Origin of the sequence: Sphingomonas sp. UYEF23 (assembly GCF_040546165.1) — a bacterium.
GTDB classification, from domain to species: Bacteria; Pseudomonadota; Alphaproteobacteria; order Sphingomonadales; family Sphingomonadaceae; genus Sphingomonas; species Sphingomonas glacialis.
Genome location: NZ_JBEPNG010000004.1, coordinates 207,084 through 232,412 on the forward strand (window position 1 = coordinate 207,084; position 25,329 = coordinate 232,412).

Sequence of the window (25,329 nt, forward strand, 5' to 3'; positions counted from 1 at the left end):
ATCTGGGGATGGGTTAAAACTGGGGGTGAAACGGGGTCATGCGGCGACGCTCCAGCGCCACATCGCGCTCGCCGACATCAGCAGCACGATGCCGAGCGACAGCGCCATGATGCCGATCATGCGGAAGGCGTAGACCTTGCCGGGTGCGCTCGGCCGCGTGAGCGACAGCAGCAGGCCGGCGCCTACAACCGTGAACAGCGCAGCGACCGCGTACATGATGCCGATCGACAGGGTCATCGCCGATCCTCGCATGGGCGGACCGCATGGAAGGCGTTGCGGATGCGTAATGATGGGATCATGCTATGCCTCGTGCATCCAATGCCCCAACGGCGCGTTGGGGGATCGCAATCATAGCACAGGAGCTACCATCATGGTCGACGCATCGCAGATCAAAGAACATGCCGAAGTCATCGGCGCAGACGGCGTCCATGTCGGCACCGTCGACCATGTCGAGGGCGGCCGCATCAAGCTGACCAAGAAGGATTCGGGCGCGCAGGTCAACGAAGGCTCGGGTTCGCATGAAGGGCATCACCATTACATCTCGCTCGGCTTGGTCGCCGATGTCGAGGACGGCAAGGTGCGGCTCTCGGCGAACGGCGATGTCGCCGTGACCTTCGAAGAAGAGAAATGATCCCGCCTTCCTCTCCCCTTGTGGGAGAGGGAAGGGGCCCGCGCCGCAGGCGTGGGAAGGGTGAGGGGGCTGCTCAGTCATTGAGTGGCCCCTTTGCACATGTCCGGCAGATGCGGTGCGATCGCCGCGATCACGCCGTCGACGTTCGCCATCACATCGGTGTTCCAGACACGCAGCACGCTGTAGCCCTCGTCTTCGATGAAGCGCGTGCGCGCTTCGTCCGAAGTCGCGGTCTGCGCATGGGTGGCGCCGTCGATCTCGATCACCAGCCGTGCGGCGTGCGAGCAGAAATCGGCATGATACGGCCCGAGCGGCACCTGGAAGCGGAACTTCGCGTCCGGGAAGGCCGAGCGGAGCGCGCGACGCATGTGCTTTTCCGGCTCGGTGGCGTTGCGGCGGAGGTCGCGCGAGCGGAACGGGGTTAGCGCGGGCAGCAACTGACGCTTGGTCAGGCCGTCCGCATTCCCCGTCACCCTTCCCACGCCCTGCGGGCGCGGGCCCTTTCCCTCTCCCACAAGGGGACAGGGCGGACGGTCAGGAGGCGCTCCGTCCGTCACCTCACTGGCACGCCAGGCACTCGTCGTAATCGGTCGTTTCGAACTCGTATTGCGGCTTCTCGATCGTGTTGTCGTTCTCGACCCCGCCGGCGAACCCAGCGCGCTGGATGCTCTTCGAGCGCAGGTAGTAGAGCGACTTCACGCCGAGCTCCCACGCGCGGAAGTGGAGCATCAGCAAGTCCCACTTCTCGACGTCGGCGGGGATGAACAGGTTGAGCGAGGTCGACTGGTCGATGAACGGCGTGCGATCGGCCTGGAGCTCGATCAGCCAGCGCTGGTCGATCTCGAAGCTCGTCTTGTAGCAATCCTTCTCGTCCTGGCTGAGGAAATCGAGATGCTGGACCGAACCGCCCTGCTCGAGGATCGAGTTCCAGATCGCGTCCGAGTTCTTCGACTTCTCGATCAGCAGCTTTTCGAGATACGGATTCTTGATCGAGAACGAGCCCGACAGCGTCTTGTGCGTGTAGATGTTCGCCGGGATCGGCTCGATGCACGCCGAGGTGCCGCCGCAGATGATCGAGATCGACGCGGTCGGCGCGATCGCCATCTTGCAGCTGAAGCGCTCCATCACGCCCATGTCGGCAGCGTCGGGGCAGGGGCCGCGCTCGGTCGCGAGGTGCATCGAGGCTTCGTCGACCTGGCCCTTGATGTGGCGGAACATCCGCAGGTTCCACGACTTGGCCATCGCGCCCTCGAAGGGCAGGCCGCGCGCCTGGAGGAAGCTGTGATAGCCCATCACGCCGAGGCCGACCGAGCGCTCGCGCATCGCCGAATAGGCGGCGCGCTCCATGCCGGGTTCGGCGCGGTCGATGAAGTCCTGCAGGACGTTGTCGAGGAAGCGCATCACGTCCTCGATAAAGCCCTTCTCGTCCTTCCACTGGTCCCACGTCTCGAGGTTGAGCGACGACAGGCAGCAGACGGCGGTGCGGTCGTTGCCGAGATGGTCCTTGCCGGTCGGCAGCGTGATTTCCGAGCACAGGTTCGAGGTCGAGACCTTGAGCCCCAAGTCGCGGTGATGCTTGGGCATGCCCTTGTTCACGTGATCGGCGAAGACGATGTACGGCTCGCCGGTGGCAAGCCGCGTCTCGACGAGCTTCTGGAACAGGCCGCGCGCATCGACCGTCGCACGGACCGAGCCGTCCTTCGGGCTCGTCAAATTCCACTCTTCGCCCGCGCGCACCGCTTCCATGAAGGCGTCGGTGATCAGCACGCCGTGATGGAGGTTGAGCGCCTTGCGGTTGAAATCGCCCGAGGGCTTACGGATTTCGAGGAACTCCTCGATCTCGGGGTGTGAGATGTCGAGATAGCAGGCGGCCGACCCGCGCCGCAGCGAGCCTTGCGAGATGGCGAGCGTCAGCGAATCCATCACGCGGACGAAGGGGATGATGCCGCTGGTCTTGCCGTTGAGGCCGACCGGCTCGCCGATGCCGCGGACGTTGCCCCAATAGGTGCCGATGCCGCCGCCGCGCGACGCGAGCCAGACATTCTCGTTCCACGTGTCGACGATGCCGCCGAGGCTGTCGGGGACCGAATTGAGGAAGCACGAGATCGGCAGGCCGCGCCCGGTGCCGCCGTTTGACAGAACGGGCGTTGCGGGCATGAACCACAGCTTCGAGATATAGCCGTAGAGCCGCTGGGCATGTGCGCCGTCATCGGCATAGGCCGAGGCAACGCGCACGAACAGATCCTGGAAGGTCTCGCCCGGGAGCAGATAGCGATCGCGCAGCGTGTCCTTGCCGAAATCGGTCAGCAGCGCATCGCGCGAATGATCGACCTCGACCGGATAGAGCTGGACGTGGATTTCCTTCGAATCGCCCCGCGCGGCGAGCTTGCGATCGGCGGTGCCGCGACCGTCCTTGGCGGCGTCGTCGGCGGGTGCCGCAGCGGCGGCGAGCGCCTCGATCATATCGGTGGCCATGTCGGTACTCACTTCCCCGGTATCCCGAAAATCCATGTTTCGCGTCCCTGTAAACTCGTTCAAAATCGTGTCGACCGGGACCGCCTCTGTTCCCGATCCGTTCGAATCGGGAAGCGAGCTCCCAGCATAGCATTCCGTGGGCAAACGCGAGAACAAAAACAGACCGTCCCGCGCTACAATCGCAGTCCAGATCATTACCGCAATATAGGGTTGCGGCGTCTGATTCACTAGCTCTTGGGTTCGCCCCCGAACTCAACCCCTACAGATTGTGCCGGATCGCGCGGAGACACAAGACGGTAAATGACAGATTGGGGACTCGGTTCGTCGCTAATCCGCGACGCTTCGCGGGCGTGCGGGCCAGGCCGGATACCGCGACGCGCGGTCAAAGCTGGCTTCGCTCAAACGCAAGAGACCGAAGCGGGAACGTGACAATATTTTCACGCCTCGGAGAAAAGCGTCGTCGGCAGCGTAACGATCGCATCGAGACCACCGAGCAATGCTGCATCGAGCACCAGCGAGCCCCCATAGAGCGTCGCGAGGTCGTGTGCGATCGACAGGCCGAAGCCGTGGCCATCACCGCGTTCGTCGAGTCGCTGCCCGGCGGTGAGCGCGGCGGCGCGCGCCGCGGGCGCAATGCCCTGGCCGTCATCGGCGATGCTGAGGCGGATGAAGCGCGGATCGGGTGCGGGGGCGGCGTCGATCGTGATTCGCGCGGCGGCGAAGCGCCACGCATTGTCGAGCAGATTGCCGATCAGCTCGTCGAGATCCTGCCGGTCGACCGCGACGCTGAGCGCGGGATCGATCGTTGCGGTCGCGCTGACGCCGCGATCGGCGTGGATCCGCGACAGCGCGGTCGTCAGATCGCCGACGACGGGGGCGAGCGGGGTTGCGAAGCGCAGGCCGCTCCCCGGCGTCGCGGCGCGCGCGCGGCCGAGATGGTGGCGCACCGCCTGGTCGATCCGCGCGACCTGCGCGGCGAGCGTGCCGTCGGGATCGTGCGGCGGCAGCGCGAGCGCGAGTGTGGCGAGCGGCGTCTTGAGGCCGTGCGCGAGATTGGCGACGTGGGCGCGGGCATTGGCGAGCGCGGTCGCATTTTCGTCGAGCAGCGCGTTGATCTCGCGTGCGAGCGGCGCGAGTTCGGTCGGCTGGTCCTCGGGCAGCGCGCGCGCGGTTCCGGCGCGGATCGCGGCGAGGCCGGTGCGCATCGTCTTCAAGGGGCGAAGGCCGATGCGGAGCTGGACCAGCGTCGCTGTCGCCAGCGCGACGCCGAGCAGCAGCAGCGAGCCGAGCAGCGGTGCCATTGCCGCGCGGAGCGGGCGATCGACGAGCGCGCGCGGCGCCGAGGCGGTGATCCGCACCGCGCCCGCCGGGGTGGCGAGCGTCAGGCTGCGCGCGTGGCGCATGCCATCCTCGCCATGCCAGTCGAGCGCTTGCGTACCGTCGTGGTCGCGCGGGCCGTCGCCGTGTGCGCGCGGGCCATCGGGCGGGGGCGGTGGGCCGATCAGCGCTGACGCGACGGATGAGGGAGCGGAGGGCGCTGGCAGGGAAAGCGGCGGTAAAGCGGGCGGCGGTGCGCGCCGCGGGCCGCGCGCTTGCAGCGCGGCGAGGGCCGGCGCGGCGGGCGAGGTGATCGTGCGGCCCGGCGCATCGATCCGCCAGCCCCAGCCGCCTTGCGGATCGTCATAGGGCGCGGCGAGGACGAGCCGCACGCGGTCGATGCTGCCGTCGGGGCGGACGGCTTGCTTGAGCACCGCGATCTGCGCGTCGAGCCGGTCGTCCAGCCCGTGCATCACGAAGCGATCGAGCACCGCGCCGATCGTCACCGCGGCAAAGGCGAGCGCGGCGAGCGTCGCGACGAGCGCGGTGACGAGCAGGCGTCCGTAGAGCGAGCGGGGGAGGAGGGTCATGTCAGCCCTTTCGTCACCCCGGCCTTGTGCCGGGGCCCACCGTCCAACACCGGCTGCCGCGCGAGGGGCGAAGTGGACCCCGGCACAAGGCCGGGGTGACGGAAGAGGGCGGGGCCGCTCACCCCTCCACCACGCGATAGCCGCGTCCGCGGACGGTCTCGATCGCCTCGGCGCCAATCTTCTTGCGCAGCCGCCCGATGATCACTTCGAGCGAGTTCGAATCGGGATCCGAATCGCCTTCATAGACATGGTCGAGCAGATACAGCCGCTCGACGACCACGCCCTTCCTCAGCATCAGCGCCGAGAGCACGCGCCATTCGAGCGCGGTGAGCCGCAGCGGGAGGCCGTCGAGCTCGACCTGCCCAGTCAGCGAATCGAAGGCGACGCGCCCGCACACGATCCGCGCCGCGGCATTGCCCGTCGCGCGGCGGACCAGCGCGCGCAGCCGCATGACGAGTTCCTCGACGCGGAACGGCTTGGTCAGATAGTCGTCGGCGCCGGCGCGGAAGCCCGCGACCTTTTCCGACCAGCCGTCGCGCGCGGTGAGGATCAGTACGGGGAGCACGCGCCCCGCGGCGCGCCACTCCTCGAGCACGGTGATCCCCGATTTGATCGGCAGGCCAAGATCGAGCACCGCCGCGTCATAGCCGCCGGTATCGCCGAGATGCGCGCCATCCTCGCCGTTGGTGGCGACGTCGACCGCGAAATGCTCGGCGCGCAGCGCTTTCGCGATTCCCTCGGCGAGCGCCGTGTCGTCCTCGACCAATAAGATCCGCATGTCCTCAGTCCTTTGCACCGCGCGCTAGGCGGACTGCTTAAACCGAGACTGAACCGACAAGTTCAGCGCGGTGTCGGAACGCTCCCGTAGAAAGCGGGCATCAACCACGCAGGAGTGCAATGATGACCGACCAAATCGAAGGCCCCCAGGCCCCTCACGATACCGTGGCGGACGACCGCCCGCGCCGCAAGCTGCCCGTCCGCACCGCGGTGATCGGCGCGGCGCTGCTCGCGCTCGGCGTCGGCGGCGGCGCGACGATCGCACAGATGACCGGCCCTTCGGTCGAGATGGCGCCGCTCAAGGCGGTGGCGATCCGCTCGCTGACCGACAATGGCAGCGTGATCAGCGTGCGCGGCCGCGTTGCCGAAACCTATGGCCCGATGTTCGTGCTGACCGATGGCAGCGGGCGTGCGCTGGTCGATCTCGGGCGGCAGGGCGACGGCACCGGCCTCGTCAGCGCCGGGCAGGCGGTGACCGTCCAGGGGCATTATCGCCGCGGGATGATCCACGCCTCGTTCCTGGTGGGCGCCGACGGCAAGGTCGTCGCGCTGCGGCCGATGGGCCCGCCGCATCATGGACCGGGTGGACCTGGTGGTCCGGGCGGCCCCGATGGGCCCGATGGTCCGCGCCACGGTCCGCGTGGACCCGGCGCCGGTCCCGATGGCGGCCCCGGCGCGAACGACGCTCCGCCGCCGCCGCCGCCGCCTGCGATGGGCACGACCGCTCCGGTCGCCCCGGTGGTTCCGGGCGCCGTTCCGGCAGCGCCGGTAGCGCCTGCAGCAACCGGGAACTCCGCACGGTAAGGGGCCAACGGCTCCCCTCCCTGGAAGGGAGGGGAGGCGAAGGATGAGCGTCGCTCGCACCCCGCGGTGGCGCTCGGCAGGTGTGGCTGTTATCCCGCCTTGCGCACCGGAGCGGTGGTGGCCGCCGCGAGGCGCTCGAGGTTGAAGCTCTCTGCAAAGGCGAGGCCGGCCTTGCCATCGGCTGCCCAGCGCAGCGTGGCAGGGAACATCTGGTCCTCGAGCAGTTCGATCAACACTTCGAACTCGCCTGCTCCGGCCTCGACATCGATCCCGTCGATCATCGCGCCCGTCGTCGAGAGGTTGCGGATCCGCACCTCGCCGACAATGTCGCCCGCCTGAATCCGCGCAGTCCGCAGCATCGCGGTGCGCGGGCTCCGGCTGACGCGGAAGCCGTTGGCGATCGCGCGGCCGCCACCCGCCGCGAGCTGCTCGAGCACGTCGGGCGCGCGCGCCGGCTTGCCATAGACATAGCCCTGGATGTGGCTGCAGCCGAGCTCGCGGATCAGCGCGATCTCGTCGTGATTCTCGACGCCCTCGGCGGTCGTCTCCATCCCGAGCGTCTCGGCGAGGCTGACGATCGCCTTGATGATCGCGGCGTTGCGGTTGCCCGCGATCGCCGCGCCGCGCACGAAGCTCTGGTCGATCTTGATCTTGTCGAACGGCGCCTTCTTCAAATAGCCAAGCGACGAATAGCCCGTCCCGAAATCGTCGAGCGCGAGGCGCACGCCGCAGCCCTTGAGCGTCCTGAACATCTGCTCGGTCGCGGCGTTTTCGTTGACGAACACGCCTTCGGTGATCTCGAGCTCGAGCCGATCGGGCGCGATCCCCGATTTGGCGAGCGCCGAGGTGATGACCGTCGGCAGCGCTGGATTGGCGAACTGGATCGGCGAGACGTTGACCGCGACGCGCACGTCCTTCGGCCAACACGCCGCATCGAGACACGCGGTGCGCAACACCCATTCGCCGATCGATTCGATCAGCCCGCAATCCTCGGCGACGGGGACGAAGTCGGCCGGGCTGATCAGCCCGCGCGTCGGATGCTCCCAGCGCAGCAGCGCCTCATAGCCGACGATCCGCTCGGTCATCGTGCTGACGACGGGCTGATAGGCGACGAAGAACTGGTTGGCGGCAAGCGCGTCGCGCAGATCGTCCTCGAGCTGCTTGCGGCTCTGCGCGCCGGCGAGCATTTCGGGGCGGAAGAAGCGGTGGATGCCGCGCCCGTCGCCCTTGGCGGCATAGAGCGCGAGATCGGCGTTGCGCACGAGCGTCTCGGCGTCATGCCCGTCCTCGGGCGCGATCGCGACGCCGATCGAGCAGCCGATGCTGATCGCCGAGCCCTCGATCGTATAGGGTTGCGACAGGTCGAAGATCACGCGCCGCGCGAGGTCGCCGAGCCGCGTGCGATCGGTCTCATTGGGCAGGATCACCTGGAATTCGTCGCCGCCCAGGCGTCCGACCAGCCCGTTGCCGCCGATCGCGCGCTGCAAGCGCTGCGCCACCTGCTTGAGCAGCGCGTCGCCGGTGTGGTGGCCGAGCGTGTCGTTGACGGCCTTGAAGCGATCGAGATCGAGCAGGAGCAGCGCGCTGGTGCGCGGCGCGACGCTGCTCGCGCTGAGCGTCTGTTCGAGCGAGAGGCGCAGCCGCTGGCGGTTGGCGAGGCCGGTGAGCCCGTCGAACAGCGCGAGCCGCGTGATCTCGGCATCGGCGCGGCGCGTCTCGGTGAGATCGCTCCCGCTCCCGACAAAGCCGAGGAACGCGCCCGACGAATCGGCGATCGGCCGCCCCGAGATCGACCACCAGCGCTCGAGCTTGGCGCGGCTCGCGGGGCGGACCGAATAGTTCGAAAAGGCGGTGCGTGCGGCGAGGTGGAAGCCGAGCGTGCGCTCGGTCTCGGGCGAGGCGCTGTCCATGCGGAACAGCGTCGGCAGCGGCTGGCCGAGCGCGGGCGCATCGGGCGCGTCGAGTTCGGCGGCGACCTTGGCCGAGAGATAGCTGAGGCAGCCCTCGGCGTCGGTGCGCCAGAACCAGCCGTTCGAATGTCCTTCGAATTCATCGACCAGCAGCCGCGCGAGGCGATCGTGCGAGTCGCGTTCGGGGCAAATCGTAACGCTGCGCCGACGGGCCCAGAGGACACCGCCCGCAACGCCGCTAAGCCCCAGAGCGAAGGCCAGAATCAGGAGAAGAAGCGGCGAAATGGGCATCGTCGCCGCTATAGCGGGCGATCCTTTCCAAAATCCTTGTGCCCCAGACAATCTTCGCGAGAACCGCATGCGGCGGATGGCTTGGCGCGCGGCGGACATGGCTTTAAGGCCCGGCCCATAGGAGTAGCCCCATGACGACCATCATCCGCGAAGCCGATCTGATCGAAAGCGTCGCCGACGCGCTGCAATTCATCTCCTTCTATCATCCGATGGATTATATCCGCGCGCTGGGCGAAGCGTATGACGCCGAGCAGGGACCGGCGGCGAAGGACGCGATCGCGCAGATCCTGACCAATTCGCGGATGTGCGCCGAGGGGCATCGCCCGATCTGCCAGGATACCGGCATCGTCAACGTCTTCATCAAATGGGGCATGGACTGCCGCTTCGACGATACCAGCCGCTCGCTGCAGGAGATCGTCGATCAGGGCGTGCGGCTTGCGTACCTCAACCCCGAGAACAAGCTGCGCGCCTCGGTGCTGGCGGACCCCGCCTTCACGCGGCGCAACACCAAGGACAATACGCCGTGCGTGCTGCATGTCGACATGGTGCCTGGGTCGCGCGTCTCGGTCGATGTCGCGGCGAAGGGCGGCGGCAGCGAGAACAAGTCGAAGTTCAAGATGATGAACCCGTCCGATTCGATCGTCGACTGGGTGCTCGAGATGCTGCCGCAGATGGGCGCCGGGTGGTGCCCGCCGGGGATGCTCGGCATCGGCATCGGCGGCACTGCCGAGCATTGCGTGCTGCTCGCGAAGCAGGCGCTGATGGAGCCGATCGACATGGGGCCGTTGAAGGCGCGCGGGGCCAAGACTGACATCGAGGCGCTGCGGATCGAGATCTTCGACAAGGTCAATGCGCTCGGCATCGGCGCGCAGGGGCTGGGCGGTCTGTCGACCATCCTCGACGTCAAGATCATGGACGCGCCGTGCCATGCCGCGGGCAAGCCCGTCGCGATGATCCCCAATTGCGCGGCGACGCGGCACGCGCATTTCGTGCTCGACGGATCGGGGCCGAGCTTCCTCGAGGCGCCCAAGCTCGACGAATGGCCCAAGGTCGACTGGCAGCCCGACAGCGCCGCGATCCGCGTCGATCTCGATACGCTGACGCCCGAGATGGTGCAGGGCTGGAAGCAGGGCGACCGGCTTTTGCTCAACGGCAAGATGCTGACCGGGCGTGACGCCGCGCACAAGCGGATCAAGGACATGCTCGATGCGGGCGAGCCGCTGCCGGTCGAGTTCAAGGGCCGCGTGATCTATTATGTCGGGCCGGTCGATCCGGTCGGCGATGAGGTGGTCGGCCCGGCGGGTCCGACGACGGCGACGCGGATGGACAAGTTTACGCGGATGATGCTCGACCAGGGGCTGCTCGCGATGGTCGGCAAGGCCGAGCGCGGGCCCGATGCGACCAAGGCGATCGCCGAGGGCAAGTCGGCCTATCTGATGGCGGTCGGCGGGGCAGCCTATCTCGTCGCGCGCGCGATCAAGGGATCGAAGGTGGTCGGGTTCGCGGATCTTGGGATGGAGGCGATCTACGAGTTCGAGGTCGAGGATTTCCCGGTGACGGTGGCGGTCGATTCGACTGGGGCGAACGTGCACCAGTTGGCGCCGCTGGTGTGGAAGGAGAAGATCGCACGTGAGGGGTTGCTGGTGTGAGGGGCCGATTGTCGGGCAACTCCCGATCCGCTATTAATACCAGGTAGTACCTCCGACTACCGAGGTGGATACCATGCCGACATCGCTCAAGATCGATCCCGAAATGAAAAGCCGGATCCAGGCGCTGGCGCAGCAACGCGACCGCTCGGCGCACTGGATCATGCGCGAGGCGATCCGCGAATATGTCGATCGCGAAGAGGCGCGCGAAGGCTTCCGGCAAGAGGCGTCGGATGCCTGGACGGCGTATCAGGAAACCGGACGGCATCTCACGGCTGCGGAAACGATCGGCTGGCTCGAAAGCTGGGGGTCGGAGACTGAGCGCGAGGCGCCCGAGTGCCACGACTGATCGTCACGGAAGGCGCGGTTCGCGGGATCGCGCGCTGCCGCACTTTCCTTGCCGAGAAGAGCCCGCAAGCGGCGCAACGTGCCGGTGCCGAGATTTCCCGGCAGCTTCGCTTGCTCGAACGCAATCCGGCGATCGGCCGCCCCTATGCGGGCGACGCCGACCTGCGCGAGGTGGTCATCGGTTTTGGCGCGGCGGGCTATGTCGCGCTGTATCGGTACGATCCGGCGGAGGACGCCGTCTATGTCGTCGCGTTCCGCCATCAACGAGAGGCAGGCTATTGAAAGCGTTTCCGGTCGATCAAGCTGAGATTCGGTGATCGCCACCCCATTATGGCTCCCCGCCGCGCTGATCGGCGGGGCGTTGCAGGCGTGGCGGACGGCGGTGCAGCGGCGGGTGTCGCGCACGCTTTCGGTCAACGCAGCTGGATTGGTGCGCTATCTCTACGGCCTGCCGGTCGCGGTGCTGCTGCTCTTCGGGTACCACTATTTCGTGGCGCCGGCGGCGTTCCCTGCGCTCGGCGCTTGGTTTCTCCCCTTCTGCCTCGGTGGCGGGATCGCGCAGATCATCGCGACCAATTTGCTGCTGATGGCGTTCGGTGAGCGCAATTTCGTCGTCGGGACGGCCTATTCGAAGACCGAGGCGGTGCAGAGCGCCTTGCTGTCGGTGCTGCTGCTCGGCGATCATCTGAGCCTCTCGACCTGGACCGGCATCGGCTTCGGCGTGGCGGGCGTCATGGTGCTGTCGACGGGTGGCAAGCGGATGGGGCCGCTCGCCTTCCTGCGCGCGCTCGGGCAGCCGGCGGCACGCTATGGGATTGCTTCGGGCTTCGCCTTTGCGTTGACGACGATCGGCATCCGCGCCGCGACGCAGGAAGTGCACACGCCCGATCACATCCGCGCCGCGCTGATCGTGCTGGCGGTGACGGTGGCGGTGCAAACGGTGCTGCAGGGCGCCTATGTCTATCTGCGCGAGCGCGAGCAGGTCGCGCGCGTGTTCGCGCAATGGCGCGTTGCCGGGCAAGTCGGGCTGATGTCGTCGGTCGCCTCGGCGTGCTGGTTCACCGGGTTCGCCTCGGCGCCGGTCGCGCTGGTGCGGATCGTCGGTCAGGTCGAGGTCGCCTTCACGATGGCGTTTGCGCATTTCTATCTCGGCGAGAAGACCAGCCCGAGCGAGGTCGCCGGGCTTGTGTTGGTCGCGATCGGCGTCGTGCTGGCCTTGGTCGGCAGCCTGTGACGCGGGCGTGCGCACTGCTGGACCTCGCACGAAGTGTAGGTACGGCTGCGTAACGAGATCTGCTTGGGGGCGGCGCGGGAGAGTGCTAAGCGGCACCCGGGGGGATCCGACGTGGCGACATCGATGGTACCGGCGGGATATGAAGCATCACTCGATCGCGCGGGGCTCGCGCTCGGTGCGGGGGGCGTCGTCGGGGGGCTGTTCGCCGCGGGGTTGGTGACGATCGGCAGCGGGTTCGATCCGTTTCAGATGCTGATCGGTTTCCTCGTCGGCGCGGTGATCACCGCGATGGCGGCGGTCGCGATCGGCGGGCCGGTCTGGCTCGCGTGCCACGCGCTTGGGCGGCGCGGACCCGTGAGCGCGGTGAGCGTCGGGGCGCTGGCGGGCTTCGCGCTGTTTCTTGGCGGGCAGACCTATGGGTTCGGGATTTTCGCGATGCCGCAGGAAGACACGCCGACGCTGCTCTATCGCTGGATGAGCGCGATCGCGACGAGCCTGGTGCTGGCACTGGTGTCCGCGCTGATCGGCTGGACGATGTGGCGCGTGGCGTATCGCCGGGCGGGGGAGGTGGTAGCGGTGGGCGTGCGCCCATAAACCCCAAACCGTCACCCCGGCCTTGTGCCGGGGGCCACCGTGCCGCTTATCCCGCCGCCGCAGACTTTGCGGCACGGTGGACCCCGGGACGAGCCCGGGGTGACGCAGTGGGGTGATCGCGGCGCGGGCTCATACCTTCACCGGGATGATTCCCGCCCCGCGTGCTTACGGCTTCGCCGCCGGAGCGACCGGTGCCGGCCCTGCCGAAGGCGCTTCGGGCGGGGTGATGTCGCCGGGCTTGCAGTCGCCGGCGCGGGTCGAGACGATGCGCATTTGCATCGTGCCTTCCTTCGCGCCGGTGGCGGCATAGCCCTCGGTCTGCATCGTCATGTCCTGCTTAGTCGCGCTGTTGCTGCCGTCGATCGTCATCTTGACGGTGCCGCCGGTCGGCTGCTTGCAGGTCGCGGCGACGTGGATCGTGCCGCCCGACACGTCCTTCTTGCCAAAGGTGCAGTTCTGGCCGCGCGACGCCATTTGCTCCATCGCCTTGCCGAAATCTTCCTTGGCGGCGGCGGTGGGGGTGAGGCAGACCGATGTGCCCGCCATCGAATCGAACATCTTCTGCATCTGCGTCTTGGTTTCGGGCGTCGCGCCGCGACCCTCGAGCTTCAGGATCTCGATCTTCTGCGACCAGCTGCCGGCCTGGCGCTTGACCGGACCCGAGGGCGAACAGGCGACGAGCGCGAGGGTAGGCAAAGCGAGCAGCGTGGCCAGCGTGCGGAATGACATTGAAGAATCTCCCCGGGAGTGCGCGCGCCGGCGGTCGGCGTGCGTTGTCTGTTGGCGTGTTCCTTCCCATATTGCGCAGCTATGGCAATCCAGATTCGCACCAGTCTCGACGAGCCCGAAACCGGGCAGAGCTTCGTCCCCCATCGCCCGGCGCGTCCGCCCAAGGCCGAAGGCGGCAAGCGCTTCACGCTTGCCTCCGAATATACCGCGGCGGGCGACCAGCCGACCGCGATCGCCGAACTCGTCGCGCAGACGCAGGCCGGCGAGCGCGACCAAGTGCTGCTCGGCGTGACCGGATCGGGCAAGACCTTCACCATGGCCAAGGTGATCGAGGCGGTGCAGCGCCCCGCGCTGATTCTCGCGCCGAACAAGATCCTGGCGGCGCAGCTGTACGGGGAAATGAAGTCGTTCTTCCCCGACAACGCCGTCGAATATTTCGTATCCTATTACGATTACTATCAGCCCGAGGCGTATGTCGCGCGCTCGGACACCTACATCGAGAAGGAGTCGTCGACCAACGAGGCGATCGACCGGATGCGGCATTCGGCCACCCGCTCGCTGCTGGAGCGCGACGATGTGATCATCGTCGCCTCGGTGTCGTGCCTCTACGGTATCGGCTCGGTCGAGACCTATTCGGCGATGATCTTCGACCTCAAGAAGGGGCAGACGGTCGACCAGCGCGAGATCGTGCGCAAGCTCGTGGCGTTGCAGTACAAGCGCAACGACGCGGCTTTCCAGCGCGGCAATTTCCGCGTGCGCGGCGACAATCTCGAGCTGTTCCCGTCGCATTACGACGACACCGCGTGGCGCATCTCGTTCTTCGGCGACGAGATCGAGGAGATCGTCGAGTTCGATCCGCTGACGGGGAAGAAGATCGCGAGCCTCAATTCGGTGCGCGTCTATGCCAATAGCCACTATGTGACGCCGGGGCCGACGCTCAAGCAGGCGATGGAGGCGATCAAGTTCGAACTGTCCGAGCGGCTCAAGGAACTGGTGCCCGAGGGCAAGCTGCTCGAGGCGCAGCGGTTGGAGCAGCGGACGAACTTCGACCTCGAGATGATCGCGGCGACCGGGAGCTGCGCGGGGATCGAGAACTATTCGCGCTTCCTTACCGGCCGGATGCCGGGCGAGCCGCCACCCACTTTGTTCGAATATCTGCCCGAGAATGCGCTGCTGTTCGTCGACGAGAGCCATGTCACCGTCGGCCAGATCAACGGCATGTCGCGCGGCGATCACCGCCGCAAGCTGACGCTCGCCGAATATGGTTTCCGCCTGCCGTCGGCGATCGACAACCGGCCCTTGCGCTTCAACGAATGGGACGCGATGCGCCCGCAGACGACCTATGTCTCGGCGACGCCGGGCGCGTGGGAGATGGAGCAGACCGGCGGCGTGTTCGCCGAGCAGGTCATCCGCCCGACCGGGCTGATCGATCCGCCGATCGAGATCAAGCCGGTCGAGGAGCAGGTCCAGGATCTGATCGTCGAGGCGCGCAAGACCGCCGAGCTCGGCTATCGCACGCTGGTGACGACGCTGACCAAGCGGATGGCCGAGGATCTCACCGAGTTCATGCACGAGGCAGGCTTGCGCGTCCGCTACATGCACAGCGACGTCGAGACTTTGGAGCGTATCGAGCTGATCCGCGACTTGCGGCTCGGCGTGTACGACGTGCTGATCGGCATCAACCTGCTGCGCGAGGGGCTCGATATTCCCGAATGCGGGCTGGTCGCGATCCTCGATGCCGACAAGGAGGGCTTCCTGCGCTCCGAGACGTCGCTGATCCAGACGATCGGCCGCGCGGCGCGCAACGTCGACGGGCGCGTGATCCTCTACGCCGATCGCATCACTGGCTCGATGGAGCGGGCGATGAACGAGACCGGGCGGCGGCGCGAGAAGCAGCTGGCGTACAATGCCGAGCATGGCATCACCCCGACGACGATCCGCCGCAATATCGGCGACATCATCCAGGACGTCGCTAGCCGCGACCAGGTGACGGTCGAGATCGACGAGGACCGGCCGCACATGGTCGGGCATAACCTGCGCGCGTATATCGAGGATCTGGAAAAGCAGATGCGGACCGCGGCTGCGGATCTCGAGTTCGAGACGGCTGGTCGCTTGCGCGACGAGATCCGGCAGTTGGAGCAGGAAGAACTCGGGCTGCCGGTCGACCAGCAGAAGGCGCCGGTGATGGGGCGCTCGAACGAGGGCAAGCCTGGGACGCGCAAGACGCGTTATGGGAAGAGCCAGAAGATCCGGGCGGGGATGGCGGGGAGTTCGCGGCGGGCGCGGTGACATATGGGTGGAAGCTGCCTGCCTTCATGGTTGGCTATTTCCGCAGCGTGATCCATGAGAATGCCCAAAGGAGCATTTTCATGATCCGCACTTTCGCTGACTCGGAAAGCGAGCGCGTCTGGAACCGAGAGCGTAGCCGAAAGCTGCCGCCCGATATCCAGCAACGCGCGATGCGCAAGCTTACCGTTTTGGATGTAGCTCTGTCGCTTGACGAGCTTGGAAGCCAGCGCGGGAACCGGCTTCACGCGTTGAGGGATGATCGCGCAGGCCAGCACAGCATTTCAATTAATGACCAATGGCGTATATGTTTCGTCTGGAAGGCTGGAGACGCGTATGACGTCGAGATTGCAGACTATCACTAATCCGGATTGGCTCGACAACGAGCATGCCGGTCAAATGCTGGTCACCGAGTTTCTCGAACCCGAAGAGTTGAGCGTCGAGCGGCTTGCCGACGATATCGGGGTCGCGTCAGAGCGCATCACCGAGGTCATCGAAGGCATCCGTCCGGTCGACGCCGATCTCGATCTGCGCCTTGGCCGCTATTTCGGTATGTCAGAAGGCTTTTTTCTGCGCCTTCAGGATCGGTACGAAATCGTCGAAGCCAAGCGCGCCCTGAACGGCGCGCTCGACCGCATCGTGCCGCGCGCCGCTTAACCCAGCGACAGATCCTCGCCCGCCACATCATAATATTTCGAGACGCGATCGGCATAGGCCTGGTCGAACTCGGGCGCATTCGCCGCCCAGCTCGGGCCGCCCTCGAGCACGCGGCGGTCGATCGTCACGACGTAGGTGTCGTTGACCGGATCGAACGCGAGCAGCGAGAAGGGGATCGGATAGTAGGCCTTGCCCATGCCGAGAAAGCCGCCGATCGACAGTACGGCATAGACCGCGCGGCCGGTGCGCTTGTTGACCATCAACGAGAACAGCGTGCCGATCTTGTCGCCGTCGCGACTGCGGATCGGCATCGTGTCGGCTTTGTTCGACTGGAGCAGCAATTGGGTCGGTTCGGTCTGGGCCATGGATCTCTTCCTTCGTGTCGCGAGCGTAACGGCGCGTGGGCCATTGCGGTTCCCTGCGACGTGAACGATCGCACCCCGGGGGCTGGTTCCCGCGGATAAGCGCGTTTGGTGAGCGCCAGTCGACACGGATTCGGGGTGGAGCGCGGGCGGCAGCGGTTGAGCGAGGCGATCGCTTCGCGCATAGACCTGGCATGTCCCTGACTCCCGCCCGCTTCGCCCCGCCACGCCTTGCTGTCGTCGCCACGCTCTTGGTCCTTGCCGGTTGCGTCGGAAATCCCGCACCGCCGCGTGCCGCTGCCCCGACGGTTGCGGCGCCGCGCCCGGTCCCGGTGGCGCCACCCCCCGCGCCGCTCGCCGCCGACTGGCGCGATTGGCCGGTGACGCCGGGCGACTGGACGTACCGCGTCGACGCGCGCGGATCGATCGCGCTGTTCGGGGTGCCCGGCGCCGACGCGCTGTTGACGCTGCGCTGCGATCGCCAGACCAATACGGTGTATCTCTCGCGCCAGGGGCAGACGCGCGGCCCGCTGACGCTGCGCACGTCGACCCTGGCGCGCAGCGTGACGGTCCAGCCGACCGGCGCCGCGCCGGCCTATGTCGCGACCGCGCTGACGCCGCGCGACGGTATCCTCGATGCGATGGCGTTCAGCCGCGGGCGGTTCCTGGTCGAGCAGGCCGGGATGCCGACGCTGGTCGTTCCCGCCTGGGCCGAAGTCGGCCGCGTGACCGAGGATTGCCGCCGCTGATCGGGATGCCGCGCGGTACGATAAACCGACTCTGGGCAGGCCGAAGAGAATCGTCGAAACAGGCCCATAATACAAGACTTGTTTCGTCTAAAAATATGATTCAAACCTGAGTCGTGACCAGGCCTGGTCACGCTGTTTTAACTGGCGAAAGGAGGTGATCCGATGTCTCATGGTTCAGCAATGGGGTCGGTTCAGTTCGTTCGGAGGACGCACCGCTAGGCCTTTGAGGCTAGTCCTGCGACGAAGGGGCGGGGGGTATTCTCCCTCAGTCAACGCCACCGATCGTCGAGGCTTTGCGGTACGCATGGTCCTCCAAGCTGGAGCTTCCGGCCGCTGACCATGTCAGGAGGTTGCCGATGTCCTCGAAAAGGGCATCGGCAGCCTCTTTTCATGTCCGGGGTCGGGGGCGCGCGGGCTTCGCGATTGTGCTCTTGCCAGCGACGATCTGCTTGTCGCCGATGCGGCGATGACCCATGATCGCGCGATGGCGCGGGTCTGGCTGCGTCGCTCGACCGGAGACCAACATGCGCTTCACGCTGTCGCTGCTGCTTTCGACCATTCTCGCGGGAGCCGCGCACGCGCAGGCGCTCCCGGACGTTACCGAAAAATCGATCGATCAGGTCCAGGCGATGATGGCGGCGGGCACGAGCAGCGCGGCGATCACCCAGGCCTATCTCGCGCGGATCGCGGCGATGGATCGCAGCGGGCCGACGCTCCGCGCAGTGATCGCGACCAACCCCGATGCGATCGCGCAGGCGCGCGCTGCCGATACGCGGCGCAAGGCGGGCAAGCCGCTCGGGCCGCTCGACGGCGTGCCGGTGCTGATCAAGGACAATATCGAGACCAGGGATCCGATCGCGACGACCGCCGGGAGCCTCGCGCTCAAGGACAACATCACGCGCCGCGACGCGCCGCTGGTGGCGAGCCTGCGCCGACAGGGCGCGGTGATCCTCGGCAAGACCAATCTCAGCGAATGGGCCAATATCCGCTCGACGCACTCGATGAGCGGGTGGAGCGCGGTCGGCGGGCTGGTGCGCAACCCGTATGCGCTCGACCGGACCTCGTGCGGATCCTCGAGCGGATCGGGCGCGGCGGTGGCGGCGAGCTTTGCCGCGGCAGCGGTCGGGACCGAGACCGATGGATCGGTGGTGTGTCCGTCCTCGATGAACGGGCTGGTCGGTTTGAAACCGACGCTTGGCATGATCAGCCGCACGCACGTCGTGCCGATCAGCCACAGCCAGGACACGCCCGGCCCGATGGCGCGCAGCGTGCGCGACGCGGCGGTGCTGTTCAACGGGATGATCGGCGTCGATCCGGCCGATCCGGCGACCAAGGGCACCGCCAAATATGCGCATGACTTCGCCGCGCCGCTGGCGAGCGCTTCGCTGGCCGGGGTGCGTATCGCCGTGCTGCATCCCGAAATGTCCGAGTTGCTCAAGGCCAAATATGCCGCGGCGCTGGCGGTGTTGAAGGCGCAGGGCGCGGTGCTGGTCGATGTCACGCCGCCCAAGCTCGACGGGTTGGGCGAGGCCGAATTGCTGGTGCTGCAGACCGAACTCAAGGCCGATCTCAACACCTATCTCGCGACCACGCCGCAAACGGTGAAAACGCGCACGCTCGCCGATGTCATCGCGTTCGATCGTGCCGAAGCGACGCGCGAAATGCCGTTCTTCCAGCAGGAGACCTTCGAGGCGGCAGAACAGACGCGCGGCCTCGCCGATGCCGAATATCTCGGCGCGCGCGCGAAATCGCTGCGGCTGGCGGGCAAGGAGGGGATCGACGCGATGCTTGCGACTGCCAATGCGACGCTGATCGTTGCGCCGACCTATGGCATGCCGTGGCTGTCCGACACGGTCTCGGGTGATGGCGGCGAGGGGCCGAGTGCTGCCGGGCTGCCTGCGGTGGCGGGCTATCCGCATCTGACGGTGCCGATGGGGTTGGTGCGCGGCGTGCCGGTCGGGGTGTCGTTCATTGCGACCGCGTGGGCCGACCAGGGCGTGCTCAACGCTGGGTATGTCTATGAACAAGCGGCCCATGCGCGGGTGGTACCGGGTTATGCCGCGACAAATGATGCTGGGCCAGGGCTGGACGGGATGCGCTGAACTTACTCCCCTCCCTTCCAGGGAGGGGAGGCGTCCCCCGGGAGGGGGGCGCGATTCAGCGTTCGAGCAGCTCGCTGCGGACGTGGATCGCCGATAGCGAGATGCGGACCTCGAGCAGGAACCCGATCAGCGAGGAAATCAGCAGCGCCATCGCGAGAATGAAGATCACCGCGACGATCGTGCCGATATGCAGCGCGAACAGGCTGGCGACGAACAGCAAGGCGACGACGATGCACGTCATCGCCGCGCTCGACACCGCGAGCACGAGCGAGCGGTTGATCACCGTCATCCGCCGGTCGAGCAGCCGGAGTTCCCAGACGTGACGGTCATGCTCGGGGCCGCTCGACAGCGGGTGCCATTCCTCGACGACACGCGCGCGATCGACGACGCGCGCCAGCCGCCCGGCGAGCACGTTGAGCAGCTGCCCGATCGCGGCGAGCATGAAGATCGGCGAAAGCGACAGCTGGATCGTCTGGGCGATCGTCGAGACGGCGGGGTAGGGGTTCATCGTGGCCCTTTGTGGAATGCGGCTGGCGCGGGCGCAAGGCGTCGGCCACAGATTGGTAACCCTGCTGCTTTAGACGTGTTCCAATGACCAAGCCGATGCTGCTCTCCGACTTCACCCGGCTGCCGTCGCGCACGCGTGCCAGCGTGGGCGCCGGGCTGTCGGGCGCGATCGACATCGTTGCCGATGCAGCGGCACCGAGCCATGCGTTCCTGCGCTATGCCTGGTATGCGGCGGCGCTTGCGGCGTATGGCGGGGCGGCGCGGACGATAATGGTCGAGGAAGACGACCTGCCGGTGATCGCGCTGCCGTTCGTGCGAGTCGGACCGGCGATCGCGCGGGTCGCGACGATCCCGGGAAGCTATTGGCCATTTCGCAGCTTTCCGATTCACCGCCACGCCGAGGTGCCTGCGGTCGATGCCTTGCTCGACATGCTCGCGCGCAGCGTCAACGCATTGCGGATCGGCCCGGTGGTCGATGGCGATCCGGCACTCGAGGCGCTGCTGCCGCGGGCGCGCGCAAAGGGGTGGGCAGTGCTCGACCGCTTCGTCGCGAACAGCTTCGTGCTCGATCTGCAGCAGCCCGACTGGCCGCGCGGATCGACGCTGCGCAAGAACCGCTTTCACGAGAAGCATCTCGCCGAGCATGGCGAACTCGACTGGCGCTTCGTCGACGCAGGGGAGTGGGATGCGGCGTTCGATGAGCTTGCGGCGGTCGAGCGGAAGAGCTGGATCGCGGCGAGGACCGATGGTCGCGATGCCAAGTTCACGGACGAGGGGCATGGCGGCTTCTGGCGAGAAGTGGCGCGCGATCCGGTCGTCGCCGCGATGCTGTCGGCCGCGGTGCTGAGCATCGATGGTGCGCCGGCGGCGTTTTCGTTCGATCTCGATGCCGGCACGACGCGCTATGCGATCGCCAACAGCTATGATCCGGCGTTCGCCAAGCATTCGCCGGGCAAGCTGCTCTCGTATCGTAACCTCGTGCGGGCGCGGGCGGCAGGCTTGCGCAGCGTCGATTGGGGCGCGGGCGACAGCGGCTACAAGACGACGCTCGGCGCGGAGCAGGGCCCGGCGTTGCGCGATTGGCTGCTGGTACGGCCCGGTGTGCCGGCGTTTGTCGGCGCGATGCTCAAGGGGCGCTGGGCGGCGAGCGGCAATCCGGGCGGGTAAGGCAGCGACGACAGGACCCAAGCCGGTCTCGCGGCGTTTAGACGCGCATGGATGAGATCGAACGCGTTCGGATTCAAATGGAAGCTGCGGCGGAGGCGCTCGATTTCGAGCAAGCGCGGCGACTGCGCGACCAGCTCGCTTTGCTGCGCGGCGGCGCCAGCGCCGCGGAAGCCGCCGAGGCCGAGACCGTCGGCCTGATCCGCCAGCAGCCCGGCGCAATGGGGCTGGGGACGAGCCAGCAACGGATGACACCGCCGCCGGGCTGGAAGAAGCCGGTCAAGCCCGATCCGATGACCAAAGGGCGTTCGCGCAAGCGGTGATTAGCGCGCTGTCGTCACCCCGGCCTTGTGCCGGGGCCCACCGTGACCCGCGTATTGTGGTCGTGGCGCGCGCTCCCCGGTGGGCTCCGGCACAAGGCTGGGGTGACGGGCGTGGGGAGCGGATCACACCGGCGGCAAGTGATCCAGCAGCTTGTCGACCGTAATCGGATAGTCGCGCACTCGGATGCCCGTTGCGTTGAACACCGCATTGCCGATCGCTGCGCCGCAACCAGAAATGCCGAGCTCGCCGATCCCCTTGGCATGGATCGGGTTGGCGAACTGGTCGCGCTCCTCGAGGAAATGCACCTCGATCTGCGGCACGTCGGCATTCACCGGCACGTGATATTCGCCGAGATCGTGGTTCACCAACTTGCCGTTGCGCGGGTCGTGGACGAGATCCTCGGTCAGCGCAGCGCCGATCCCGAAGGTCATCCCGCCGAGGCACTGCGAGCGCGCAGTCTTCGCATTGAGGATGCGGCCTGCCGAGAACACGCCGAGCATCCGCCGGACGCGGACTTCGCCGGTGGTCGCATTGACGCCGACCTCGACGAAATGCGCGCCATAGCTCGATTGCTTGCGCTCCTTCTCCATCTTGCCCGGTGCGATCGAGCCGATCGCCTCGATCCCGTCGCCGACGAGCGAGCCGAGCGAGACCTGGCGGTTGTCGGCGATCGCCTGGCCGTCCTTGAGCGTCAGCGCTTCGGGGTCGCAGCCCATCGCCTTGGCGAGCTTCTCGCGCAGCATCTCGCACGCGAGATAGACCGCCGAGCCGCTCGACCCTGCGCCCCACGAGCCGCCGGAGCCGGCCGCGTCAGGCAGATCGGTATCGCCGAGCACGACGCTGACCTGATCGAGCGGAAGCCCGAGCAGTTCGCCGGCGATCTGGCCGAGAATCGTGTAGCTGCCGGTGCCGATGTCGGTCATCGCCGAGCTGACGGTCGCGCGGCCATTGGCGTCGATCGCGACCTTGGCCGATGATTCCATCAGCATGTTGGTCCGCACCGCAATGGCGACGCCCATGCCGATCATCCACTCGCCGTCGCGCACCTGGCCCGGCGTCGCGTTGCGCTTCGACCAGCCGAACTTTTCTGCGCCCTCTTCCAGGCAGCGGACGAGCTGGCGCGTCGAGAAGGGAATGTTCTCCTCGGGGTCCTCGCTCGGCTCGTTCTGCTTCCAGAAGTCGATCGGGTCGACGCCCAATTTGTGGCACAGTTCGTCGAGCGCAGCCTCGGTCGCCATCATCCCGACCGCTTCGCCCGGCGCGCGCATCGAGCCCGACAACAGCCAGTCGAGCTCGACCAGATCATGGTTGATCAGCCGGTTCTCGCCCGAATAGGCGAAATGCGTGCCGATGCCGGTCGGCTCGAAAAAGCCTTCGCCGGGGAGGTTGCTCGTTAGCGTCTCATGGCCGACGCCGGTCAGCTTGCCCGCGCCATCAACCGAAAAGCGCACGCGCTGCTCGGTGTTCGAGCGTCGAACGGTGGTTTCGAACACTTGCGGGCGCGTCATCACGGCTTTGACCGGGCGGCCGAGCTGCTTTGCGGCAACCGCGGCGGCGACCGATTCGGGCGCGATGCCGAGCTTCGAGCCGAACCCGCCGCCGATGTAATGCGCGATGATCCGGACCTTCTTGTCGCTGACGCCGAGCGACTTGGCGAGCTGGCTCTTGTCCGAGGTCGGCATCTGGTACGAGCCGTACAGCGTCAGCGCGCCATCCTCGTCCCACACCGCGATCGAGGCGTGCGGCTCCATCGCGGAGCTGTTCTGGCTCGGCGTTGTATAGGTGACATCAACCGAGATCGCGGCGTCCGCCATCGCTTTCTCGACATCGCCCTGCTTGAAGTGTGCGGGGATGGTGTTGGGCGGCGGCTTGGTGGTTTCGTCCTTGTGGGCCTCGAAATCGAAACGGCCTTCGGCTTCCTCATATTCGACCTTGAGGCGAATGCCGGCGTCGCGCGCGGCTTCGTAGCTTTCGGCGAGCACGATCGCGACGATCTCGCCGAAATAATGGACGTCCTGCACGCCCTGCGTCGGGGCGCTGGTTTCGCCGCCCTGCTGCGAGTTCTGCAGGAAGGTCTTGAAGTCGGTGACGACGTCGATCACGCCGGGGATCGCGCGGACGCTGTCGGCATCAACCTTGGTGACCTTGCCGCGCCCGAACTTGGTGCCGACGAGATAGCCGTAGGCGAGGTTGGGGATCTGGTATTCGGCCGAATAGGTCGCCTGGCCAGTGACCTTGAGCGGGCCGTCCTTGCGGTCGAGCGGGCGGCCGATGATCCCCTGGCTGCCGCTGTCGAGCAGGCTGGCGGGGACGGGCTTGTCCATCTTGAGGCTGTTGGTGTTGCTCATGCGGTCAACTCACGCAGGCACGCGATCAGCGTGCGTTTCATCAGCGGGATCTTGAAGTCGTTCGACCCGTAGCCCTGTGCATCGGCGAGTAGGATATCTGCCGCCGCGGCGAAGACTTCGTCGGACGGCGCCATGCCGATCAGCGCTTCCTCGACGCGGCTGTCGCGCCACGGCATCGGCCCGAGCCCGCCGAAAGCGAGCTGTGCCGTGGCGATCTTGCCGTTCTCGACCGAGACGAGCCCGGCGACCGAGACCAAAGCGAACGCATAAGACGCGCGGTCGCGGACCTTGCGGTAAAGCTGCTTGCCGGCGACGGGGGCGGGCAGTTCGACATGCGTGATCAGCTCGCCGGGCTCCAGCACGGTCTCGATTTCGGGCGTGTCGCCGGGGAGGCGATAGAAATCGTGGATGCTGATCCGGCGGCGGTCGCCGCCCGGGGTGAGCGTGATGATCGTCGCGTCGAGCGCGCGCATCGCGACGGGCATGTCGCCGGGGTGCGTGGCGATGCACGAGTCGCTGGCGCCGAGGATCGCGAGGATGCGATTGTATCCGCCGATCGCCGAGCAGCCGCTGCCGGGTGTGCGCTTGTTGCACGCCATTGCGGGGTCGTAGAAATAGTAGCAGCGCGTCCGCTGGAGCAGATTGCCGCCGGTCGTCGCCTTGTTGCGCAGCTGGCCCGAGGCGCCCGCGAGCAGGGCGCGGCTGAGCACTTCGTATTTCTCGCGCACGCGAGTGTCGGCGGCGAGATCGCTGTTGGGGACGAGCGCGCCGATCAGCAGGCCGCCGTTGTCGGTGTCTTCGATCTTGGCGAGATCGAGCCGGCTGATGTCGACGAGCTTGTCGGGCGTCTCGACCTGCAGCTTCATCAAGTCGAGCAAATTGGTGCCGCCCGCGATGAAGCGCGTGCCCGCGCCGACGAAGCCGACGGCTTCCTCGACGCTCGCGGGCTTTTCGTATGTGAAGGTCTTCATGCCTTGGCCTCCGCCACGTCGCGGATCGCGTCGACGATGTTGGGATAGGCGGCGCAGCGGCAGAGGTTGCCGCTCATCCGCTCGGAGATTTCGCCATCGTTGAACTCAACGTCGCCGAGTGTCTCGCTGACATGGCTCGGCCAGCCCTTCTTGACCTCGTCGAGCATGCCGACCGCCGAGCAGATCTGCCCCGGGGTGCAATAACCGCACTGGTAGCCGTCATGCTTGACGAACGCGGCTTGCAGCGGGTGCAGATCCTCGGGTGTGCCGAGACCTTCGATCGTGGTAATCTCGTCGTCCTGGTGCATCACCGCGAGCGACAGGCAGCTGTTGATGCGGCGGCCGTTGACGAGCACCGTACATGCGCCGCACTGGCCGTGATCGCAGCCCTTTTTCGAGCCGGTCAGGCCAAGATGCTCGCGCAGCAGATCGAGCAGCGAGGTTCGAATGTCGGGTTCGGCGGTGTAGGCCGTTCCATTGATGGTGAAGTGCATGTCAGACCCCTGCGGTTCG

General features: G+C 66.8%; 26 protein-coding genes. 14 read left to right on the forward strand and 12 right to left on the reverse strand.

Translation table 11 applies throughout. From position 1 onward, the window contains the following. Window positions 1-36: 36 nt before the first annotated feature. Complete coding sequence (locus tag ABIB28_RS09855; protein WP_354287999.1) at window positions 37-237, reverse strand: hypothetical protein; 201 nt, start codon at window positions 235-237, stop codon at window positions 37-39. 133 nt (window positions 238-370) lie between these two features. Between ABIB28_RS09855 and ABIB28_RS09860 the strand changes: the two genes are divergently transcribed. Then, on the forward strand, window positions 371-631 hold the full coding sequence (locus ABIB28_RS09860) for a DUF2171 domain-containing protein (RefSeq protein WP_133186647.1): 261 nt from the start codon (window positions 371-373) through the stop codon (window positions 629-631). Window positions 632-708: 77 nt separating this feature from the next. On the opposite strand, the gene ABIB28_RS09865 is transcribed toward ABIB28_RS09860, so the two are convergent. The 4 genes from ABIB28_RS09865 to ABIB28_RS09880 form a co-directional block, all read right to left on the reverse strand. Continuing rightward, a complete protein-coding gene (locus ABIB28_RS09865; RefSeq protein ID WP_354288000.1) occupies window positions 709-1,104 on the reverse strand; it encodes an endonuclease domain-containing protein in 396 nt (131 codons plus the stop codon). A gap of 85 nt (window positions 1,105-1,189) precedes the next feature. Next, window positions 1,190-3,142, reverse strand: coding sequence for a ribonucleoside-diphosphate reductase subunit alpha (locus tag ABIB28_RS09870; protein ID WP_354288001.1), 1,953 nt, complete (start codon window positions 3,140-3,142; stop codon window positions 1,190-1,192). Between the two features lie 401 nt (window positions 3,143-3,543). Continuing rightward, the gene (locus tag ABIB28_RS09875; protein ID WP_354288002.1) at window positions 3,544-5,013 is read right to left on the reverse strand and encodes a sensor histidine kinase; all 1,470 of its coding nucleotides are present in this window, start codon (window positions 5,011-5,013) and stop codon (window positions 3,544-3,546) included. Window positions 5,014-5,131: 118 nt separating this feature from the next. Beyond that, window positions 5,132-5,791 (reverse strand): response regulator, encoded by a 660-nt coding sequence (locus ABIB28_RS09880; protein ID WP_322162673.1) that lies wholly within the window; start codon window positions 5,789-5,791, stop codon window positions 5,132-5,134. 122 nt (window positions 5,792-5,913) lie between these two features. Between ABIB28_RS09880 and ABIB28_RS09885 the strand changes: the two genes are divergently transcribed. Then, window positions 5,914-6,594 carry a hypothetical protein gene (locus ABIB28_RS09885; RefSeq protein WP_354288003.1) on the forward strand — a complete coding sequence of 227 codons (681 nt, stop codon included), beginning with the start codon at window positions 5,914-5,916 and terminating at the stop codon, window positions 6,592-6,594. 89 nt (window positions 6,595-6,683) lie between these two features. Here ABIB28_RS09885 and ABIB28_RS09890 read toward each other — a convergent pair whose 3' ends face one another. Further along, a complete protein-coding gene (locus tag ABIB28_RS09890; RefSeq protein ID WP_354288004.1) occupies window positions 6,684-8,795 on the reverse strand; it encodes a putative bifunctional diguanylate cyclase/phosphodiesterase in 2,112 nt (703 codons plus the stop codon). 131 nt (window positions 8,796-8,926) lie between these two features. Here ABIB28_RS09890 and ABIB28_RS09895 point away from each other — a divergent pair, with 131 nt between their 5' ends. From ABIB28_RS09895 to ABIB28_RS09915, 5 genes are all read left to right on the forward strand, one after another. Next, on the forward strand, window positions 8,927-10,444 hold the full coding sequence (locus ABIB28_RS09895; protein ID WP_354288005.1) for a fumarate hydratase: 1,518 nt from the start codon (window positions 8,927-8,929) through the stop codon (window positions 10,442-10,444). A 73-nt stretch (window positions 10,445-10,517) separates the two neighbouring features. Next, window positions 10,518-10,790, forward strand: coding sequence for a CopG family ribbon-helix-helix protein (locus ABIB28_RS09900; RefSeq protein ID WP_354288006.1), 273 nt, complete (start codon window positions 10,518-10,520; stop codon window positions 10,788-10,790). Next, entirely contained in the window at window positions 10,778-11,071 is a 294-nt protein-coding gene (locus tag ABIB28_RS09905; protein ID WP_354288007.1) for a type II toxin-antitoxin system RelE/ParE family toxin, read from the forward strand. The genes ABIB28_RS09900 and ABIB28_RS09905 overlap by 13 nt, the downstream gene beginning before the upstream one ends. Window positions 11,072-11,102: 31 nt before the next feature. After that, window positions 11,103-12,023, forward strand: a complete 921-nt coding sequence (locus ABIB28_RS09910) for a DMT family transporter (protein WP_354288008.1) — start codon at window positions 11,103-11,105, stop codon at window positions 12,021-12,023. Between the two features lie 111 nt (window positions 12,024-12,134). Further along, window positions 12,135-12,617 carry a hypothetical protein gene (locus tag ABIB28_RS09915; protein ID WP_354288009.1) on the forward strand — a complete coding sequence of 161 codons (483 nt, stop codon included), beginning with the start codon at window positions 12,135-12,137 and terminating at the stop codon, window positions 12,615-12,617. A 165-nt stretch (window positions 12,618-12,782) separates the two neighbouring features. Here the strand turns inward: ABIB28_RS09915 and ABIB28_RS09920 are convergent, their stop codons facing one another. Next, entirely contained in the window at window positions 12,783-13,346 is a 564-nt protein-coding gene (locus ABIB28_RS09920) for a DUF3617 domain-containing protein (RefSeq protein WP_354288010.1), read from the reverse strand. An 81-nt stretch (window positions 13,347-13,427) separates the two neighbouring features. Between ABIB28_RS09920 and uvrB the strand changes: the two genes are divergently transcribed. From uvrB to ABIB28_RS09935, 3 genes are all read left to right on the forward strand, one after another. Further along, window positions 13,428-15,635 carry an excinuclease ABC subunit UvrB gene (gene uvrB / locus ABIB28_RS09925; protein ID WP_354288011.1) on the forward strand — a complete coding sequence of 736 codons (2,208 nt, stop codon included), beginning with the start codon at window positions 13,428-13,430 and terminating at the stop codon, window positions 15,633-15,635. Window positions 15,636-15,715: 80 nt separating this feature from the next. Then, window positions 15,716-15,997 carry a type II toxin-antitoxin system RelE/ParE family toxin gene (locus ABIB28_RS09930; protein WP_322162689.1) on the forward strand — a complete coding sequence of 94 codons (282 nt, stop codon included), beginning with the start codon at window positions 15,716-15,718 and terminating at the stop codon, window positions 15,995-15,997. A 34-nt stretch (window positions 15,998-16,031) separates the two neighbouring features. Beyond that, window positions 16,032-16,289 carry a HigA family addiction module antitoxin gene (locus ABIB28_RS09935; RefSeq protein ID WP_240699010.1) on the forward strand — a complete coding sequence of 86 codons (258 nt, stop codon included), beginning with the start codon at window positions 16,032-16,034 and terminating at the stop codon, window positions 16,287-16,289. On the opposite strand, the gene ABIB28_RS09940 is transcribed toward ABIB28_RS09935, so the two are convergent. Further along, complete coding sequence (locus ABIB28_RS09940; RefSeq protein WP_133186673.1) at window positions 16,286-16,654, reverse strand: PRC-barrel domain-containing protein; 369 nt, start codon at window positions 16,652-16,654, stop codon at window positions 16,286-16,288. The genes ABIB28_RS09935 and ABIB28_RS09940 overlap by 4 nt on opposite strands. Before the next feature lie 191 nt (window positions 16,655-16,845). On the opposite strand from ABIB28_RS09940, the gene ABIB28_RS09945 reads away from it, so the two are divergent. Then, a complete protein-coding gene (locus ABIB28_RS09945; RefSeq protein WP_354288012.1) occupies window positions 16,846-17,400 on the forward strand; it encodes a hypothetical protein in 555 nt (184 codons plus the stop codon). Between the two features lie 524 nt (window positions 17,401-17,924). Further along, window positions 17,925-19,502, forward strand: coding sequence for an amidase (locus ABIB28_RS09950; protein ID WP_354288013.1), 1,578 nt, complete (start codon window positions 17,925-17,927; stop codon window positions 19,500-19,502). A gap of 55 nt (window positions 19,503-19,557) precedes the next feature. On the opposite strand, the gene ABIB28_RS09955 is transcribed toward ABIB28_RS09950, so the two are convergent. Further along, on the reverse strand, window positions 19,558-20,010 hold the full coding sequence (locus ABIB28_RS09955) for a DUF2721 domain-containing protein (protein WP_133186679.1): 453 nt from the start codon (window positions 20,008-20,010) through the stop codon (window positions 19,558-19,560). An 83-nt stretch (window positions 20,011-20,093) separates the two neighbouring features. Between ABIB28_RS09955 and ABIB28_RS09960 the strand changes: the two genes are divergently transcribed. Together ABIB28_RS09960 and ABIB28_RS09965 are read left to right on the forward strand one after the other, a co-directional pair. Further along, a complete protein-coding gene (locus ABIB28_RS09960; RefSeq protein ID WP_354288014.1) occupies window positions 20,094-21,176 on the forward strand; it encodes a GNAT family N-acetyltransferase in 1,083 nt (360 codons plus the stop codon). A gap of 47 nt (window positions 21,177-21,223) precedes the next feature. Beyond that, a complete protein-coding gene (locus ABIB28_RS09965; protein ID WP_354288015.1) occupies window positions 21,224-21,496 on the forward strand; it encodes a UvrB/UvrC motif-containing protein in 273 nt (90 codons plus the stop codon). Window positions 21,497-21,619: 123 nt separating this feature from the next. Here ABIB28_RS09965 and ABIB28_RS09970 read toward each other — a convergent pair whose 3' ends face one another. The 3 genes from ABIB28_RS09970 to ABIB28_RS09980 are packed head-to-tail and all read right to left on the reverse strand — an operon-like array spanning window position 21,620 to window position 25,310. Beyond that, on the reverse strand, window positions 21,620-23,845 hold the full coding sequence (locus tag ABIB28_RS09970) for a molybdopterin cofactor-binding domain-containing protein (protein WP_322160195.1): 2,226 nt from the start codon (window positions 23,843-23,845) through the stop codon (window positions 21,620-21,622). Further along, window positions 23,842-24,816 (reverse strand): FAD binding domain-containing protein, encoded by a 975-nt coding sequence (locus ABIB28_RS09975; RefSeq protein ID WP_189675732.1) that lies wholly within the window; start codon window positions 24,814-24,816, stop codon window positions 23,842-23,844. The genes ABIB28_RS09970 and ABIB28_RS09975 overlap by 4 nt, the downstream gene beginning before the upstream one ends. Beyond that, window positions 24,813-25,310, reverse strand: a complete 498-nt coding sequence (locus ABIB28_RS09980) for a 2Fe-2S iron-sulfur cluster-binding protein (protein ID WP_140851689.1) — start codon at window positions 25,308-25,310, stop codon at window positions 24,813-24,815. Before ABIB28_RS09980 ends, ABIB28_RS09975 begins: the two co-directional genes overlap by 4 nt. Between the last annotated feature and the right edge of the window lie 19 nt (window positions 25,311-25,329).